Source organism: Xanthobacter agilis (genome assembly GCF_021730435.1).
In the GTDB taxonomy this organism is placed as follows: domain Bacteria; phylum Pseudomonadota; class Alphaproteobacteria; order Rhizobiales; family Xanthobacteraceae; genus Xanthobacter; species Xanthobacter agilis.
Window position 1 is genome coordinate 161,912 of the sequence record NZ_JABWGX010000002.1, and the last position, 16,080, is coordinate 177,991.

Annotated in this window: 11 protein-coding genes; 6 read left to right on the forward strand and 5 right to left on the reverse strand. The window is 68.8% G+C overall.

Annotation, left to right across the window (positions count from 1 at the left end):
- Positions 1–146 precede the first annotated feature (146 nt).
- On the reverse strand, positions 147–1,541 hold the full coding sequence (locus HUW53_RS02000; RefSeq protein WP_237344060.1) for a glutamine synthetase family protein: 1,395 nt from the start codon (positions 1,539–1,541) through the stop codon (positions 147–149).
- 189 nt (positions 1,542–1,730) lie between these two features.
- Positions 1,731–2,072 carry a rhodanese-like domain-containing protein gene (locus tag HUW53_RS02005; protein WP_237344061.1) on the reverse strand — a complete coding sequence of 114 codons (342 nt, stop codon included), beginning with the start codon at positions 2,070–2,072 and terminating at the stop codon, positions 1,731–1,733.
- Positions 2,073–2,355: 283 nt separating this feature from the next.
- Here HUW53_RS02005 and HUW53_RS02010 point away from each other — a divergent pair, with 283 nt between their 5' ends.
- From HUW53_RS02010 to HUW53_RS02025, 4 genes are all read left to right on the forward strand, one after another.
- Positions 2,356–2,664 carry a glycine zipper domain-containing protein gene (locus HUW53_RS02010; protein WP_237344062.1) on the forward strand — a complete coding sequence of 103 codons (309 nt, stop codon included), beginning with the start codon at positions 2,356–2,358 and terminating at the stop codon, positions 2,662–2,664.
- A 176-nt stretch (positions 2,665–2,840) separates the two neighbouring features.
- Positions 2,841–3,815: an ArgK/MeaB family GTPase gene (locus tag HUW53_RS02015; protein WP_237344063.1), complete on the forward strand. Its 975-nt coding sequence runs from the start codon at positions 2,841–2,843 to the stop codon at positions 3,813–3,815.
- A 272-nt stretch (positions 3,816–4,087) separates the two neighbouring features.
- Positions 4,088–5,329 (forward strand): cell wall hydrolase, encoded by a 1,242-nt coding sequence (locus HUW53_RS02020; protein WP_237344064.1) that lies wholly within the window; start codon positions 4,088–4,090, stop codon positions 5,327–5,329.
- A 17-nt stretch (positions 5,330–5,346) separates the two neighbouring features.
- Entirely contained in the window at positions 5,347–5,895 is a 549-nt protein-coding gene (locus tag HUW53_RS02025) for a GNAT family N-acetyltransferase (protein WP_237344065.1), read from the forward strand.
- A gap of 80 nt (positions 5,896–5,975) precedes the next feature.
- Here the strand turns inward: HUW53_RS02025 and HUW53_RS02030 are convergent, their stop codons facing one another.
- Positions 5,976–8,258, reverse strand: a complete 2,283-nt coding sequence (locus tag HUW53_RS02030; RefSeq protein ID WP_237344066.1) for an NADP-dependent malic enzyme — start codon at positions 8,256–8,258, stop codon at positions 5,976–5,978.
- 233 nt (positions 8,259–8,491) lie between these two features.
- Here HUW53_RS02030 and HUW53_RS02035 point away from each other — a divergent pair, with 233 nt between their 5' ends.
- On the forward strand, positions 8,492–10,591 hold the full coding sequence (locus HUW53_RS02035; protein ID WP_237344067.1) for a DUF4097 domain-containing protein: 2,100 nt from the start codon (positions 8,492–8,494) through the stop codon (positions 10,589–10,591).
- Between the two features lie 43 nt (positions 10,592–10,634).
- Here HUW53_RS02035 and HUW53_RS02040 read toward each other — a convergent pair whose 3' ends face one another.
- Together HUW53_RS02040 and aspS are read right to left on the reverse strand one after the other, a co-directional pair.
- The gene (locus tag HUW53_RS02040) at positions 10,635–11,204 is read right to left on the reverse strand and encodes a hypothetical protein (protein ID WP_237344068.1); all 570 of its coding nucleotides are present in this window, start codon (positions 11,202–11,204) and stop codon (positions 10,635–10,637) included.
- Between the two features lie 317 nt (positions 11,205–11,521).
- Positions 11,522–13,294 carry an aspartate--tRNA ligase gene (gene aspS, locus HUW53_RS02045; protein ID WP_237344069.1) on the reverse strand — a complete coding sequence of 591 codons (1,773 nt, stop codon included), beginning with the start codon at positions 13,292–13,294 and terminating at the stop codon, positions 11,522–11,524.
- 385 nt (positions 13,295–13,679) lie between these two features.
- Between aspS and HUW53_RS02050 the strand changes: the two genes are divergently transcribed.
- Positions 13,680–16,043 (forward strand): bifunctional diguanylate cyclase/phosphodiesterase, encoded by a 2,364-nt coding sequence (locus HUW53_RS02050; RefSeq protein WP_237344070.1) that lies wholly within the window; start codon positions 13,680–13,682, stop codon positions 16,041–16,043.
- Positions 16,044–16,080 lie beyond the last annotated feature (37 nt).

The window sequence follows — 16,080 nt, forward strand, 5'->3', positions numbered from 1 at the left end:
GGCTATTGCGTCGGGCGACAGCGCTCAACCCGAAAAGTCAAAATCCCTCAGTCAAAAAGCATAACGCGGACCGATCCCGCCACGACGGGCGACGAGCGAAATGGAAGGGCACGCGAATGCCCCCCCATGTCACGCTTCTGTTTCGCTCACAGATAGGTTTCATACTCCAGCGGTAGGATGACCCGCGTGAAGGCGGCCAGTTCTTCGGCCTTCATCACCCCATACACCCTGCGGTACTCCTCCCCAAACGCCTTGGCGATGAAGGGCGAGGTGCTGAAGCGCGCGACCGCGTCCGCCATGGCGGGGCTCAGCTTGGGCGCCTCATGGTCATAGGCGTTGCCCACCAGGGCCGGCGGCGGCTCGATCTTCTGTTCCAGCCCCTCCAGCATGCCGGCCAGGATGGCGGCGAGCACGAGATGGGGATGGGCCTCCGCCCCGGCGATGCGATGCTCCAGGCGCCGGGCCTTGGGCGGGCCGTTGGGCACCCGCACCGCCACCGAGCGGTTGTCATAGCCCCAGGTCACCGACACCGGCGCGTAGCTGCCCGGCACCAGCCGCCGGTAGCCGTTGAAGCTCGGCACGAACAGCAAGGTGGAATCGATCATGGTGGCCAGCAGCCCGCCGGCGGCGTGGCGCAGCGCCGCATCGCCCACGTCGGGCCGAGCGAAATGGTTGGCGCCGTCCTTTTCCACCAGGCTCACATGCACATGCATGCCGTTGCCGGCGAAATCCGCCAGCGGCTTGGCCATGAAGGTGGCGCGCAGACCGTTGCGCCGGGCCACGCCGTCGATGAGGCGGCGCAGCAGGATGGCGTCATCCGCCGCCGCCATGGGATCGACCCGGTGATAGAGATTGACCTCGAACTGGCCCGGCGCCGCTTCCGAAATCACCGTGTCGGCGGGCAGGCCCTGGGCGACGCAGGCTTCGCGGATCTCGTGCAGCACATCCGAGAAGGCGTCGAGGTCGGACATGGAATACATGTTCTGCCGCGCCTGGCCGGTGGCGGGAAACACCGGCTGCGGCACCTCACCCGGCGCGCCGGGCTTCAACAGATAGAATTCGAGCTCGAACGCCACGCATGGGGTGAGCCCGAGGGCGTCGAAGCGGGAGACGATCTTGGCGAGCTGCTGGCGTGGATCGAGCCGCCACGGCGCGCCGCGCGCGGAGCCATCGGGCTGGTGCATGGTGATGAGCACCTGCGCCGTCGGCCGCGAGGCCCAGGGCACCGGCTTCAACGTGCCCGGCACCGGCCAGCACAGGCCGTCCTTGTCGCCGGTCTCAAGGTGGATCTGGGTGGCCTCCACCTCGCAGCCCCACACGTCGAGGCCGAAGATGGACAGCGGAATCGCGACCCCGTCCTTCCACACCTTGCCGAGAGAGCTACCCGGCAACCATTTGCCCCGGAGGATGCCGGAGGTGTCCGGCAGCAGAACCTCCACCACATCGGGGGTGCCGAAGGCATTCAAATAGGCCGCGGCCTCATCCGCCGGCGCTTCCTGCGCCGCGGGTTGGAGAGGCTGACCGGATGCAGATACCGGCATGATGCTCCAGATCACAGATGACGATGCCACCATCCAAGCGCGAAGCCGCGAAAGCTTCAAGCGCGACGATGGCCCATCGCCTGCGCGCTGGCGTAAAATCGGGCGCCCCGTCCCATGGCCGGTCCCCCCCGATGAACGGCGCGCCGGGCATCGGGGGGACAACGACGCAAGGGAAACAGGGGAAGACGGTCAGCCGCGCTCGATGTCGAAGCCGGCGGACTTCCAGGCCAGGATGCCGCCCTGCATATGCTCCTCGAACGGCAGGCCGGCCCGTTGGGCCGCCGCGAGTGCCTGCTGCGAGCGCTGGCCCGAGCGACAGGAAAAGACCAGGCGCTTGCCGGCCGGATCCGGCAGCGGCTCCACCGCGAACCGGCTCAGCGGCACATTGACCGCGCCGGGAATGCGCTCGGCCTGCACCTCGTTGAGCTCGCGCACATCCACCAGGAGGATGGTGCCGTTATTCAGGCCGGCTTTCACGTCGGCCGGCGTCAGGTGGGTCACAAGCCCGCCGAAGGGGTTTCTCTCGCTCATGAATGGACTGTCCTTGGAAGAAGGCGCAAACCCTGCACCCGACCACCGCCGCAATGCAAGTCCATCGACACCGCCAAGCGGCACCGAACATTCAACTTAAGGCGCACGCCAGCGGGTCCGGTTCGGCGCAGCCCGACACGCCACGGCGAAGCTTGGAAAAAGCAACGCGGACGCCTCACCTTCGCCGCAGATTCTGCTCATCTGCCGTTCATCTTTGTTTTGTTACACCGCGTTTCGTCATCACGGCCGGGCGGCATCGCCGGCGCGGCCCTGGGGAAAGACCATGCTGATCCGCGCCGGGCTCGTCGCCCTGACCCTGACCTGCCTCGCCACCACGGCGCAGGCGCAGAACAATACGGCGGCCGGCGCCCTCATCGGCGGCGCCACCGGCGCCATCATCGGCGGCGCGGTCACCGGGCGCGCGGGCGGAGCGGCGGTGGGCGCGGTGCTGGGCGGCGCCACCGGGGCGATTCTCGGCGCCCAGAGCGAGCAGCCGCCGCAGCCCTATTACGTCTGGGGCCAGGACGGCCGCTGCTACCTGCAAAATCCCAATGGCGCGGTGACCCGCGTGTCCCGCTCCAATTGCCAATGAGGTCTCATGGGAACTGTTGATCGGTTCCGTACCCCCGCACGGATCCGATCAATGGGAGGGCGCCGGCGACAGCCGGCGCCTTTTTCCATTCTGGCTGGCGGAACACCCCGCGATGCCCTTGCCCCCTTGCCCCCTTGGCCCTTGCCCCTTGGCAGGGGGCGGGCAAAGCTGCTGTGATGGCGCACGATTCACCGCTCCGGTTCTGCCTGATGCCGCCGACCCTCCCGATCCACCCCGATCTCGACACGCTGCGCGCCGGCGGCAAGAGAGCCATCGCCCAGGCTCTCGCCGCGGTGGAAACCCGCCGCGGCCAAGGCGAGCTGGTGGCCCTGCTCGATGCCGCCGCCAAGGCCGGCAAGGCCCATGTGCTGGGCCTCACGGGGCCGCCCGGCGTCGGCAAGTCCACCCTCACCAATGCCCTGGTGCACCGGGCGCGGGCGGCGGGCCGGACGGTGGCGGTGCTGGCCGTCGATCCCTCCTCCCGTCGCACCAAGGGCGCGCTTCTGGGTGATCGTGCCCGCATCCAGACCGATCCGGAAGACCGCGGCGTGTTCGTGCGCTCCATGGCGGCCCGCGACCGGCTCGGCGGCCTCTCCGACGACGCCATCGCCGCCGTGGTGCTGCTGCGCGCGGTCTATGACCTCGTGATCGTGGAAACCGTGGGGGTCGGCCAGTCGGAGGCGGACATCTCGCTGGTCGCCGACACCGTGGTGCTGTGCATCCAGCCGGCATCGGGCGACAGCCTCCAGTTCATGAAGGCGGGAGTGATGGAGCTGCCGGACATCATCGTCGTCACCAAGGCCGACATGGTGGAGGTCTCCCGCCGGGCCGCCTCCGAGGTGGCCGGGGCGCTCTCCCTGTCGGGCGGGGGCGAGGGGTGGCGGGTGCCGGTGATCCGCCTGTCCGCCGCCAGCGGCGAGGGGCTCGACGCCTTCGACCTCGAAGTGGACGCCCACCGCGCCTTTCTCGCCGCCGAGGGGCGCCGGGATGCCCTGCGCGCCGCCCAGGAAGCCAAATGGGTGGAGGAAGCCATAAAGGTGCGCTTCGGCACCTACGGCCTCGCCCGCGCCCGTGGCCTTGCGACCACAGCCGCTACCCCCTTCGCCCGCGAGGCGGAATTGGCGGCGCGGTTAACCTCCGATCAAGGGTAATCCGCCAATATTCTTGCCTGTCGCCGGACCGCAACAGCCGGCGACGGAGAGCGTTTCGAGCGATCGGAGCATTTTCAAGCGAATCGGGGAACGGTTCACGCTGAAACATGCTCGAATGCCGTGATCTGAAGCCATTTTCGCGACCCAGAGGGCGCGGAACAGGCTCTAGAACAGGGGCGCGCGCGACGACGCATGATCGCAATTTTCCAGGCGGGACCGGGCGCGAACGCGGCCGGCACCCGCCCCGCGTCAGGCGAACGAGGGCAGGACCCATGGCTTCTTCGGATGTGTGGCGGCACGCGCTGCCGCTCGTCGTGGCCGTCGGCATGCTCGGCACCGGGTCCGGCCCTTTGGCCGCCGGCGAAGCGGGGCTGGCGGATGGCTCCGGCACCGCGCTGCTCTCCGCCCCCCTTTCGGCCCCCATGCGCACCCTGAAGGTCGCCACCCTCGACCTGCCGCGCCCCATCGGCACCATGCGTGCGGTTCCCGACCTCGCGGCGGCGCCCGCGCCCGAACCGCCCGCGCCGCCCGCCACCCCCGACCGCGCCTTTCAATATCCCCCGCTCTTGGTGCTGGCTGATCCGCAAAGCGGCCCCGACGCACCGCCCGCGACCGCGGCGGATTCCGCGTCGCAGGACACTGACGACGCCGGCGACAACCGGCCGAGCGCCCATCTGGAGCTCGCCCTCGACCTGCTGCTGGAACTGCCCGGAATCCAGGACGACGGTGCCGGCCTCACCGCCTCCACCTCCTTCGGCATCGACTTCGACGGCATGGAAGCCGCCGACGTCATACTGCCCCCGGTCCCCGAGACGGTGCCCGAGGACGCCCCACCGAGCGACGCCCTGACCGAGGTCTCCCCCGGCGAGGCCGCGGAACCCGCCATCCTGCACGACACCACCACCGTGTTCGCCAGCGATCCGCGCCAGTTCCCGCCGCTGGCCTTCGAGTATCACGCTTTGGCCGACCAGGGTTTCGTGCCCCAGCCACTGTCACCGCCGGCGCCGGCGCCCACTCTCGCCCCCGCGATGGCGGAGGAGCAGAGCCCCGAGCGCGACGGCATCTGGCCCTCGCCCGCCCAGCGCTTGGCGCTTCAGGGCGCCAACCTCGCCCGCGCGCAGAAATGCCTCGCGGAGGCCGTCTATTTCGAAAGCCGCGGCGAGCCCAAGCGAGGTCAGATCGCGGTGGCGCAAGTGATCGTGAACCGGGTTTTCTCCGGATATTACCCGGCGGACGTGTGCGGCACCGTCTACCAGAACGCCAGCCGGCACCTCGCCTGCCAGTTCACCTTCGCCTGCGACAATGTGAAGGACGTGATCCGCGAGCCGGACATGTGGGTGCAGGCCAAGCAGATCGCCGCCGACATGCTGGATGGCAAGCTCTGGCTCGACAGCGTCGGCCGCGCCACCCATTACCACGCGTATTGGGTGCATCCGAGCTGGGTGCGCGAGATGAACAAGCTCGACCGCATCGGCGTGCACACCTTCTATCGCCCCCGCCGCTGGCAGGGCTGAGCACGCAGGGGCGGGGCATGATCGAGAACAGCTTCCTCGCCCGTCCCCACCCGGTGTTCCGCGACAGCTATGTGGAGGCGTTGCGGGAAGGCTTCGTCTGGGCCGCCCGCGCGCCCCTCGACGCCGACGCCATCGCCTTCGTGTCGAGCCACTTCCCCGACTATCTGGCGCGCCTCGACGAGGACGGGCAGATGCCGAAGCCCGGCGGGCCGAGCCTGTCGGGAGTGCCGTCCACCACCTATTGGCTGGTGGACGGGCCGGCTTTCATCGGTGCCGTGAACATCCGCGCCCGCATCGACACGCCGTCCCTGGTCCATTTCGGCGGCCATGTGGGCTATGCGGTGCGCCCCTCCCGACAGGGACGCGGCTACGGCCGGCGGCAACTGGCGCTCGCCCTCGACATTTGCCGGGGCATGGGGCTGTGCGTGCCGCGCCTGAGCTGCGCCCAGGACAATCCCGCCTCGCGCAGGGTCATCGAGGCCAATGGCGGGGTGCTGCTGCGCCACTGCCCGCCCGCCTGGTACGCGCCCTACCCCTATCTGCTCTACGAGATCCCCCTGCTGTAGCGTGCCGGATACGCCACGGGCCCGGCCGCGGCATGACACCGCGACCGGGCCCGTGGCTGCATCCGCGAACCGGAGGCCGATCAGAGGCCGGTCTGAGCCTCCACCACCGCCACCGCCGTCATGTTGACGATGCCGCGCGCGGTGATCGAGGGGCTCAGGATGTGAGCGGGCTTCGCCGTGCCCATCAGGATGGGTCCGACGGGCAGCGAATCACCCAGCACCTTCAGCATGTTGTAGGCGATGTCGGAGGCGTCGAGGTCGGGCATCACCAGCACGTTCGCGACGCCATTGAGCCGCGAGTGCGGGAACGCGCGCTTGCGGATGTCCTCCACCAGGGCCGCATCGGCCTGCATCTCGCCGTCCACCTGGAGGTCGGGTGCCCGCTCGCGCAGGATATCCAGGGCCGCCCGCACCCGCTTGGCCGCGAGCGTCTCATGGCTGCCGAAGTTGGAGTGGGAGAGCAGCGCAACCCGCGGCTCCAGGCCGAAGCGCCGCACATGGGCCGCCGCCAGCACCGTCATTTCGGCGAGGTCGGGAGCCGTCGGCTCGGTCTGGATCTGGGTGTCGCAGATGAAGAAGTTGCCCTTGGGCGTGATGAGCAGCGACAGCGCCGCCAGTTCCTTCACGCCCGGCGCGCGGCCGATGATGTCGCGCACCTGGCGGAAATGCCGGGTGAAGCGGCCTTCGATGCCGCACAGCATGGCATCCGCCTCGCCGCGCCGCACCGCCAGCGCGGCGATCACGGTGGGATGGGTGCGTACCAGGGTGCGGGCGGCGTCCGGCGTCACGCCCCGGCGACCGGCCACCTCGATATAGTCGCGCACATAGTCGCGGTAACGCGGATCGTCTTCGGGATTGATGAGATCGAAGTCGACGCCGGCCTGGATGGCGAGGCCGAAGCGCTTGATGCGGGTGTCCACCACATTGGGACGGGCCACCAGGATGGGACGGGCGATGCCCTCTTCCACCACCGCCTGAACCGCGCGCAGCACGCGCTCGTCCTCGCCCTCGGCATAGATCACGCGCTTCATGTCCTGCTTCGCGCGGGCGAACAGGGGACGCATGATGAAGCCGGAGCGGAACACGAAGTCGTCGAGCACCGCGAGGTAATGCTCGAAATCGGCGATCGGCCGGGTGGCGACGCCGGTATCCATGGCCGCCTTCGCCACCGCCGGCGCGATCCGCAGGATCAGGCGCGGATCGAACGGCGAGGGAATGAGCGAATCGGCGCCGAACATGCGGGTCTCGCCGCCATAGGCGCGGGCCACCACGTCGGACGGGGTCTCTCGGGCAAGCGCGGCGATGGCCTCCACGGCGGCCATCTTCATCTCGTCATTGATATCGGTGGCGCCCACATCCAGCGCCCCGCGGAAGATGTAGGGGAAGCACAGGACGTTGTTGACCTGGTTCGGGAAATCCGAACGGCCGGTGCAGATCATGGCATCGGGCCGCGCCTCGCGGGCAAGCTCCGGCATGATCTCGGGGGTGGGATTGGCAAGGGCGAGGATGAGCGGATGGTCCGCCATCTTCTTCACCATCTCCGGCTTCAGCACGCCGCCTGCGGACAGGCCGAGGAAGATGTGCGCGCCTTCGATGACCTCGTCCAGGGTGCGCTTGTCGGTCTTCTGGGCGAACTTTTCCTTGTAGGGGTCCATCAGGGTATTGCGCCCCTCATAGACCACGCCCTCGATGTCGCAGACCCAGATGTTTTCCCGGCGGGCGCCGAGCTTCACCAGAAGGTTGAGGGAGGCAAGGGCGGCGGCGCCGGCGCCGGAGGCGACGATCTTGAGGTCGCCGATCTTGCGATTGCCCACTTCCATCGCGTTGCGCACGGCGGCGCCGACGATGATGGCGGTGCCGTGCTGGTCGTCATGGAAGACCGGAATCTTCATGCGCTCGCGCAGCTGGCGCTCCACCTCGAAGCACTCGGGGGCCTTGATGTCCTCAAGGTTGATGCCGCCGAAGGTGGGCTCGAGGGCGGAGATCACGTCCACCATGCGCTCCACCGTCAACGCGTCGATCTCGATGTCGAACACGTCGATGCCGGAGAATTTCTTGAACAGGACCGCCTTGCCCTCCATCACCGGCTTGCCGGCGAGGGGACCGATGGCGCCGAGGCCCAGCACCGCGGTGCCGTTGGACACCACGCCCACGAGGTTCGCCCGGATGGTCAGCTCGGCCGCCTGCAGCGGATCGGCGGCGATGGCCTCGCACGCGGCGGCGACGCCCGGCGAATAGGCCAAAGCCAGGTCCCGCTGGTTGCCCAGCGGCTTGGTGGCCTGGATCTCCAGCTTTCCCGGCCGTGGCAGACGGTGGTAAACGAGCGCTCCGGAACGCAGATCCTCGGAAATATTCGACGCCATCCCTGTCGTTGCTCCTTCACCATCCGCCGCGCTACTACGATACCGCGCACCCACGCTCGCGTGTGTACGCCCGCGCGATCTCGATACGATCTCTCTTGCGTCATCCCTGAAACGGGGGCGAAAGGTAGCGGTGCGGTTCGCCGATGTCACGGTCCACCGCACAAATTGAGCAATGCTGCGAACGCACAGGAAACCTGTGCTTTCCGCAGAGGTCGCCGGCAAGGACTTTTCCCATGAAGAAACCGCTTGTCATCGGCATCGTCGCCGTTCTCGTGCTCGGCGTCGGCGGCTATGCCGGCGTCCAGTATTGGGCAGAGAAAAAGGCCTATTCGGTCATCGAGAACGCCCTGACCCAGGTGCGCGCCACCGGCGCGAAGGCGAGCGTGGGGTCAAGCGCGGTCTCGCTGAAGACTCGTGGCCTGACCCTGGGTGACCTTTCGGTGACGTCGGCGGACGGCTCCGTGTCCCTCGCCGTGGGCCGGCTCTCCGCCCTCGGGGTGGGGGCGCCCCAGAACGGGCGAATCACCGCCGACAGCGTGACGCTCGAAAACGTCACCCTCACCCGCACCGACGGCGCCGATGGCGCGCGGGTGGTGGAAACCCTGCCCCAGGTGACCATCGAGAAATATGCCGGCCCGCTGGTGGTGACCCCCACCGCCGGCAATGCGGCGGACCTCGTCAATGCCAGCCCGGTGGTGCTCGCGCTGCGCCAGCTCGCGGCGGTGGACGCCGCCCGCATCGACGTGCCCCACGCCGTCACCCGCATAACCCCCGCCAAGACCTCCCCGCAGCCCGCCCCGCAGCCCACCCAGGCGCGGGAGCTGACCCTGGACGGCATCGCCGTCACCGATGTGCGCACCGGCAAGATCGCCCGCTTCTCGGTGGCGCGCCTCGCCTCCGAGGGGCTGCCCGACGGCGCGGCGACGGCGCCCAAGAAGGCCGACGGACAGGCCGCCACCCCGGCCCAAGGCAGCACCGACGACGCCCGGCCCGACGTCGCCCAGCCCGATGACGCCCAGCCCGACGAGGGCTCCAGCCTGCCGCGGGTGACCGCCAGCGCCATCCTGGCCCGCGACATCGACCTGACCCCCCTCCTCGCCGCCGGCGGGGATGACCTGCGACCGGTGCTCGGCGCCCTGGAGGCTGGCGCCTTCACCATCGAGCAGGCGGACGACATCCGCACCGAGGGCGCCAGCCTCACCCTCACCGGGGTGGCGCTGAAGCCGGCGGCCATCACCGCCGCCCGCCTCGCCGCGCTCAAGGCCCTGTCGGCGGACGACCCGCCCGCGGACCCGGCGCCGCTGCTGGCGGATGCGGGCGCGCTGCTGAAGGGCATGGCCTTCGCCACGTTCCAGATCAAGGACATGCGCACCATTGAGCCGGTGGGTGGCGGCCGCGCCGCCGTGTTCGCCCTGGACACGTTCCGGGACGGCGTCTTGTCCGAACTGCGCGTTGAAGGGGTGGACGGCGACACCGACGGACGGGCGGTGAAGTTCGGCCGCATCGCGGTGACCGGGCTCGACGTGCCGCGCCTCCTCACCCTCGCCCATGCGGAGGATCCAACCCAGCCCGACGTCGCCCTGGGCGGCTTCCGCGCCCTGACCGGCCTCACCGCCAGCGACATCGAGATCCCCACTGACGGTTCCGACGACACCCCGTCCAGGCCCCTGCACATCGGCCGCGCCGGCCTCACCTGGGGCGACTTCTCGACCGCGACCGGCGACCTGCCCGGCCGCTTCCGGTTCGAGCTCATCGACGTGACCGGCCCGATCGACCCGGAGGACGGGGAGCCCTTCAACACCCTGGCGGCCGCCGGGCTCAAGCAGGCCACGTTCTCGCTCGCCATCCGCACGGTCTACGACGCCGGCACCCAGAGCCTCAGCCTCAGCCCGGCCGAGGTGGAAGTGAAGGACGCCTTCCGCACCACATTCACCGCGCGGCTGGACAACCTGCCTGCCGGCGCGCTCGCCTCCGAGAGCGAGTTCGTCGCGGCCCTGGCGGCGGCGAACATCGGCCCGGCCAGCCTCACCATCACCGACCACGGCCTCGCCAACCTGATGCTCCAGCGTCTCGCGGACGCGGAGGGCCAGAGCCTGGACGACTATCGCGCCCACCTGCTCGACCTCTTGAACCAGGGCATCGCCGCCGCCGCGCCCAACGCGCCGGAGGCCGCCGCCGTGGGTGAAGCCATCGCCCGCTTCATCCGCGATCCGAAGACGCTGGAAATCACCGCCACCCCCAAGGGCCGGGTGCCGTTCCTCGCCTTCGTCAATTCCGACGATCCCCTGGCGCCGCTGCAATTATTCAGCTTCACCGCCACCAACAAGCCCTGACGCGCCAGCCACTTGAGGCTTACAGGGTTAGAGTCGGGCGGCCTCAACCGCCCGATTTCTCGATGCCGGCGAGATCGAGGGCCGAGAGGAAGGCCTTCTTCTCGGCCTCGCTGGCGTTGCCCTCGATGGTGATGAAAGTGCCGCCGCTGAGCATCTGCACCGCTCCGTCGCGCGTCACCACCGCCATGCGGCCCTGCTGGCGGAACACCTTGCCCATGGCGCCCAGCATCTGGGCATTGCCGAACAAGCCGGCCATCTGGGCGATGATGGGCGATTGGGAGATGATCTGCACGCTCACCCGCGCGTCGTCCTTGGTGTACTCCCGCTTGGCGATGAGCCCGCCGCCGAACATGGCCGCGGCGGCGGCGTCCGTCTCGACCGCGCCGGCGGTCCAGCCAGCGGGGGCCGGCGGCAGGAACTTGGCGAGCCCTTCCGCGTTGCGCTGCGCCAGAAGCTGCGCGGCGGCGTCCAGCGCCTGCTTGGCGCCGGCCATATCGCCGGAGGCATAGGCCTTCTGGGCATCGGCGATGGCATCGGAAACGTCGTCGGCATGGGCCAGCGCCGGCCCCATCAGAGCGGCGGCGACGACCAAGGTGATGAAGGGACGGGTCAACGGCGTTTCTCCCACTTCAGCACCGCGTGCGGGCCAACCGCGTGGTCAGGATGCGATCGTGCGTCGAAACCGGGCGGATCCGCACCCGGCGCCCGACCCGCGCGGGAACCGGCGATCAGATCCCTTGAGTGTCACATTCAGGATGCCGCAGGGCCACGCCGCACGCAAGGCGGCGCCCCCGACCCGCCGGAATCCCCCGCCCAGGCCCGTCACGGAACCAGGACGCGGCTCCTTTTCCCATCCCCGCTTGATGTCGGACGACGGAAGGCGCGCATGGCATGAATGCGCGCCTTCCATTCACCCGAACAGGCAGCCGATCACTTGCTCGGCGGCACCGGGCGGATGTGGAGCTCGCGCAGCTGCTTGGGGGTCGCCGCGTTGGGGGCGCCCATGAGCAGATCGAGGGCCTGCTGGTTCATGGGGAACAGCGAGATCTCGCGCAGATTGCTCACCCCGCACAGCAGCATCACGATGCGGTCCACGCCCGCCGCCATGCCGCCATGGGGCGGGGCGCCGTACTGGAAGGCGCGATACATGCCGCCGAAGCGCTCGATCACGGTGGCCTCGTCATAGCCGGCCAGCTCGAAGGCCTTCACCATCGCCTCGGGGCGGTGGTTGCGGATGCCGCCCGAGGCGATCTCGTAGCCGTTGCAGGCGATGTCGTACTGGAACGCCTTGATGGTGAGCGGGTCCTGCGTCTGCAAGGCTTCGAGGCCACCCTGCGGCATCGAGAACGGATTGTGGGAGAAGTCGATCTTCTTCTCGTCCTCCGACCACTCGTAGAACGGGAAATCGACGATCCAGGCGAGTTCGAACCGCTCGGTGTCGATCAGGTTCAGGTCCTCGCCCACCTTGGTGCGGGCACTGCCCGCGAACTTGTAGAACTTGGCGGGATCACCGGCCACGAAGAAAGCGGCGTCGTCGGCGGACAGGCCGAGCTGCAGGCGGATGGCCTCGGTGCGCTCGGGACCGATGTTCTTGGCCAGCGGGCCGGCGCCCTCATTGCCTTCGCGCCACATGATGTAGCCAAGGCCCGGCTGGCCCTCGCCCTGGGCCCAGGCATTCATGCGGTCGCAGAAGGCTCTGCTGCCGCCCTTGGGGGCGGGAATGGCCCACACCTCGTTCTTCTCCACCTCCAACAGGCGGGCGAACACCTTGAAGCCCGAGCCGCGGAAGTGTTCGGACACGTCCTGCATCACCAGCGGGTTGCGCAGGTCCGGCTTGTCGGTGCCGTATTTGCGCAGGGATTCCGCATAGGGAATGCGCGGCCAGTTCTGGGTCACCGGCTTGCCCTGCGCAAACTGTTCGAACACGCCGCGAATGACCGGCTCCACCGCCGCGAAAATATCCTCCTGCTCCACGAAGCTCATTTCCAGGTCGAGCTGGTAGAACTCGCCGGGCAGGCGATCCGCGCGGGGGTCCTCGTCGCGGAAGCAGGGCGCGATCTGGAAGTAGCGGTCGAAGCCGCTCATCATGATGAGCTGTTTATACTGCTGCGGCGCCTGGGGCAGCGCATAGAAGGTGCCCGGATGCAGGCGGGACGGCACCAGGAAGTCGCGCGCGCCCTCCGGGGACGAGGCGGTGAGGATGGGGGTCTGGAACTCGAAGAAGCCCTGGGTCTTCATGCGGGCGCGCATGGCGTCGATGATCGCGCCCCGCGTCATGATGTTCTTGTGCAGCTTCTCCCGGCGCAGGTCGAGGAAGCGGTACTTGAGGCGGGTCTCTTCCGGATAGTCCGTGTCTCCGAACACCGGCAGCGGCAGCTCGGCGGCCGCGCCCAGCACCTCAAGGTCGGTGGCGTAGATCTCCACGGCACCGGTGGCGAGGTCGGGATTCTCGGTCCCCTCGGGACGCAGGCGCACCTTGCCGTCGATGCGGATCACCCATTCCGAGCGCGCCTTCTCGGCGGCGGCGAAGGCGGGGCTGTCGGGGTCCACCACCACCTGGGTGAGGCCGTAATGATCGCGCAGGTCGATGAACAGCACGCCGCCATGGTCGCGGATGCGGTGGCACCAGCCGGAAAGCCGGACGTGCTCGCCGACCTCGGCGGTGGTGAGCGCGCCGCAGGTGTGGGAGCGATAGCGGTGCATTGAATTGCCCTTTCAAGGCTGAACAGGTGGGACACGGGGTGTTTTGCCCCTCCCGCGAGGCCCCGCGCGCAGCCGACCCGGCGCGCGCGAGACGAAGCAGGCACACCCCGCGCCGGCCCGTGCGCTCGCGCGCCGCGGCGCGGACTGTCCGCGTCTGAAGCCGGGGGAAGGTGCATGTGCCCCGCCCCTTGTCAAGGGTTTGGGGCGTTCGGAGCGTTCCGCAGCCGTGTCGCCGGGCGCGCGCGACGGTCGGGTCTAATTTTGGCGGGTCCCCGATGCGGAGTCAGTCCTGTTTCCCACGCCCGGAAGCGTGTTATGAGATCTGCCATGTGAGACGGGCGGCGGGCGGCCGGCGACAGGCCGGCGGAAAACCACGGGATTGCGAGTGCGTTCAGGTCTTTTCTCCTTTAGAGCCCCCTCGCCCACCTCCCGCCTGGAGGACGCCGCCGGCAATGACCGCCGAGACACGTCCCCCGGTCTCGTGCCACGGCAGCGGCATCAGCGGCCCAGGGCGCTGCTGATCGGCCTCGGCGTCCTCATCTGCGCCATCATCTGCGTCGGCACCCTTGCGCTTTCCAGCCGCCTCTATCGCCAGAGCTTCGCGGACCATCGCCGCGAGGTCCACAACCTCGCGATCAGCCTGGCCGAGCAGACCGACCGGGCCCTGCTCAGTCTCGACAATGTGCAGCGCAGCCTCGCGGAGCGGGTCGCCGACGCCGGCGCCGCCACGCCGCAGGAATTCGCCGCCCTCCTGGGGCAGAAGGCGTTCCACCGGCTGATGCGGGAGAAGATGTCCGGCCTGCCCCATGTGGATGCCCTCTCGGTCATCGACAGCAGCGGAAGGCTGGTGAGCTTCACCCGTCACTGGCCGGCGCCGAACATCGACGTCTCCAACCGCGACTATTTCATCGTCCTGAGCAGCATGAAGGGACCCGCGAGCTTCGTCAGCGAGCCGGTCACCAATCTCGCCACGGGCGCCGTCACCATTATCCTCGCCCGACGCGTCACCTCCGCCGACGGCACCTTCCTTGGCGTCCTTCTCGGGACCATGGAGCAAGCCTCGTTCGAGCAGAACTTCGCCAACATCGACCTTCAGCCGTCCGGCCTGATCGCGCTGGTGCGCGACGACGGCGCCCTGCTGGCGCGCGTTCCCGGCAGCGCCGCGCATTTCCCCCGCGATGCGGCGGCGCGGGCGCAGATCGCGCAGGCCCTGTTCGGGCGCCAAGCCTCCGATCAGATGGTCGCCGCCGGCATTCTGGACGAGCACGAGCGGGTGGTGGCGGTCGATCGGCTTGCGCACTTCCCCCTTGCGGCGGTCATGAGCGACAGCGTGGCCTGGCTGCGCGGGGAGGCCCTGAAGAGCGTCCTGCCGGTCGTGGTGGCGGCCGCGCTGGTCTGCATCCTCATTGGGCTCATCATCTTCTTCGTGATTCGCCAGCTCGACGGCGAGCGCGCCTATTCCGAAAAGGAGCATCACCGGGCGCGCTATGATGCGCTCACCGGCCTGCCCAACCGCCTGTTCTTTTCCGAGCGGCTGGCGAGCCTGCTCGCCCGCCCCGGCGCGCGGCCGCTGGCGCTGCTGTTCATCGACCTCGACTATTTCAAGACGGTCAACGACACCCTGGGCCACGACATCGGCGACGCGCTGCTGCAGGGGGTCTCCGAGCGGTTGCTGGACACCGTCGCACCCCACGATTTCGTGGCGCGGCTGGGTGGCGACGAGTTCGCCATCATCTGTCATCAGGCCGATGACGATCTGGGCCCCGAGGCGGCGGCCCAATCCATCATCGAGGCGCTGCGCGCGCCGTTCCTGCTCGAGCACCACCAGGTGCTCACCGGGTGCAGCGTGGGCATCGCGCTCTCGCCACGGGACGGCACCGACGTCGCCACTTTGCTCAAATGCGCCGATCTCGCGCTCTACGGAGCCAAGAACGACGGCCGCGGCAACGCCCGCCGGTTCGAAGCCGACATGGGGGCCACGGCGCGCGCCCGTCGCGACATCGAGCTCCACCTGCACGAGGCCTGGGAGCAACGCCAGTTCCGCGTCGTCTACCAGCCCATCTTCGAGGCCACGAGCGGGCGCCTCGCCGGCTTCGAGGCGCTGCTGCGCTGGCACCATCCCACCCGCGGCGAAGTACCTCCCGAGCGCTTCATTCCGGTGGTGGAGGAATCGGGCCTGATCCTCAAGGTCGGCAACTGGATCCTCAACGAGGCCTGCCGCGCCGCCGCCGCCTGGCCCGATCCCCTGTTCATCTCGGTCAACGTCTCGCCCGCCCAGTTCCGCGGCGGGCACACCTATCAGCAGGTCGGCGACGCCCTGGCAGCGAGCGGCCTCGTCCCGTCGCGGCTCGAACTCGAGATCACGGAATCGCTGCTGCTCAAGGCCGACACCTCCGTACGCACGGCGCTCGACCAGTTCCGCGCCGAGGGCATCATCCTGGCCCTCGACGACTTCGGCACCGGCTATTCATCCCTAAGATACCTCCAGATCCTCAACATCAGCCGTCTCAAGATCGACCAGAGCTTCATCCGCCATGTGGTGGACGACCGCCATACCCAGGCCATCGTGAAGGCGATCCTGAGCTTGGCCCAAGCGCTGGAGCTGAAGACCACCGCCGAAGGCATCGAGAACGAGGCCCAGCTCGATTTCCTGAAACGGGAAGGCTGCACCCATCTGCAGGGCTACCTTCTGGGGCCGCCCATGTCGGAAGAAGAAGCCTGCCGCCTTGTCCGCGACCGGCTGCCCTGAGGCGCCCACCGGACAAATTCACGCCACAATCCCTTCC

What these genes read in the sequence shown, in the direction of transcription:
- HUW53_RS02020 (WP_237344064.1), top strand. Translation starts at nt 4,088, where the DNA reads ATGGCTTCTTCGGATGTGTGGCGGCACGCGCTGCCGCTCGTCGTGGCC.
- HUW53_RS02030 (WP_237344066.1), bottom strand. Translation starts at nt 8,258, where the DNA reads ATGGCGTCGAATATTTCCGAGGATCTGCGTTCCGGAGCGCTCGTTTAC.
- HUW53_RS02035 (WP_237344067.1), top strand. Translation starts at nt 8,492, where the DNA reads ATGAAGAAACCGCTTGTCATCGGCATCGTCGCCGTTCTCGTGCTCGGC.
- HUW53_RS02025 (WP_237344065.1), top strand. Translation starts at nt 5,347, where the DNA reads ATGATCGAGAACAGCTTCCTCGCCCGTCCCCACCCGGTGTTCCGCGAC.
- HUW53_RS02000 (WP_237344060.1), bottom strand. Translation starts at nt 1,541, where the DNA reads ATGCCGGTATCTGCATCCGGTCAGCCTCTCCAACCCGCGGCGCAGGAA.
- HUW53_RS02010 (WP_237344062.1), top strand. Translation starts at nt 2,356, where the DNA reads ATGCTGATCCGCGCCGGGCTCGTCGCCCTGACCCTGACCTGCCTCGCC.
- HUW53_RS02015 (WP_237344063.1), top strand. Translation starts at nt 2,841, where the DNA reads ATGGCGCACGATTCACCGCTCCGGTTCTGCCTGATGCCGCCGACCCTC.
- HUW53_RS02005 (WP_237344061.1), bottom strand. Translation starts at nt 2,072, where the DNA reads ATGAGCGAGAGAAACCCCTTCGGCGGGCTTGTGACCCACCTGACGCCG.
- aspS (WP_237344069.1), bottom strand. Translation starts at nt 13,294, where the DNA reads ATGCACCGCTATCGCTCCCACACCTGCGGCGCGCTCACCACCGCCGAG.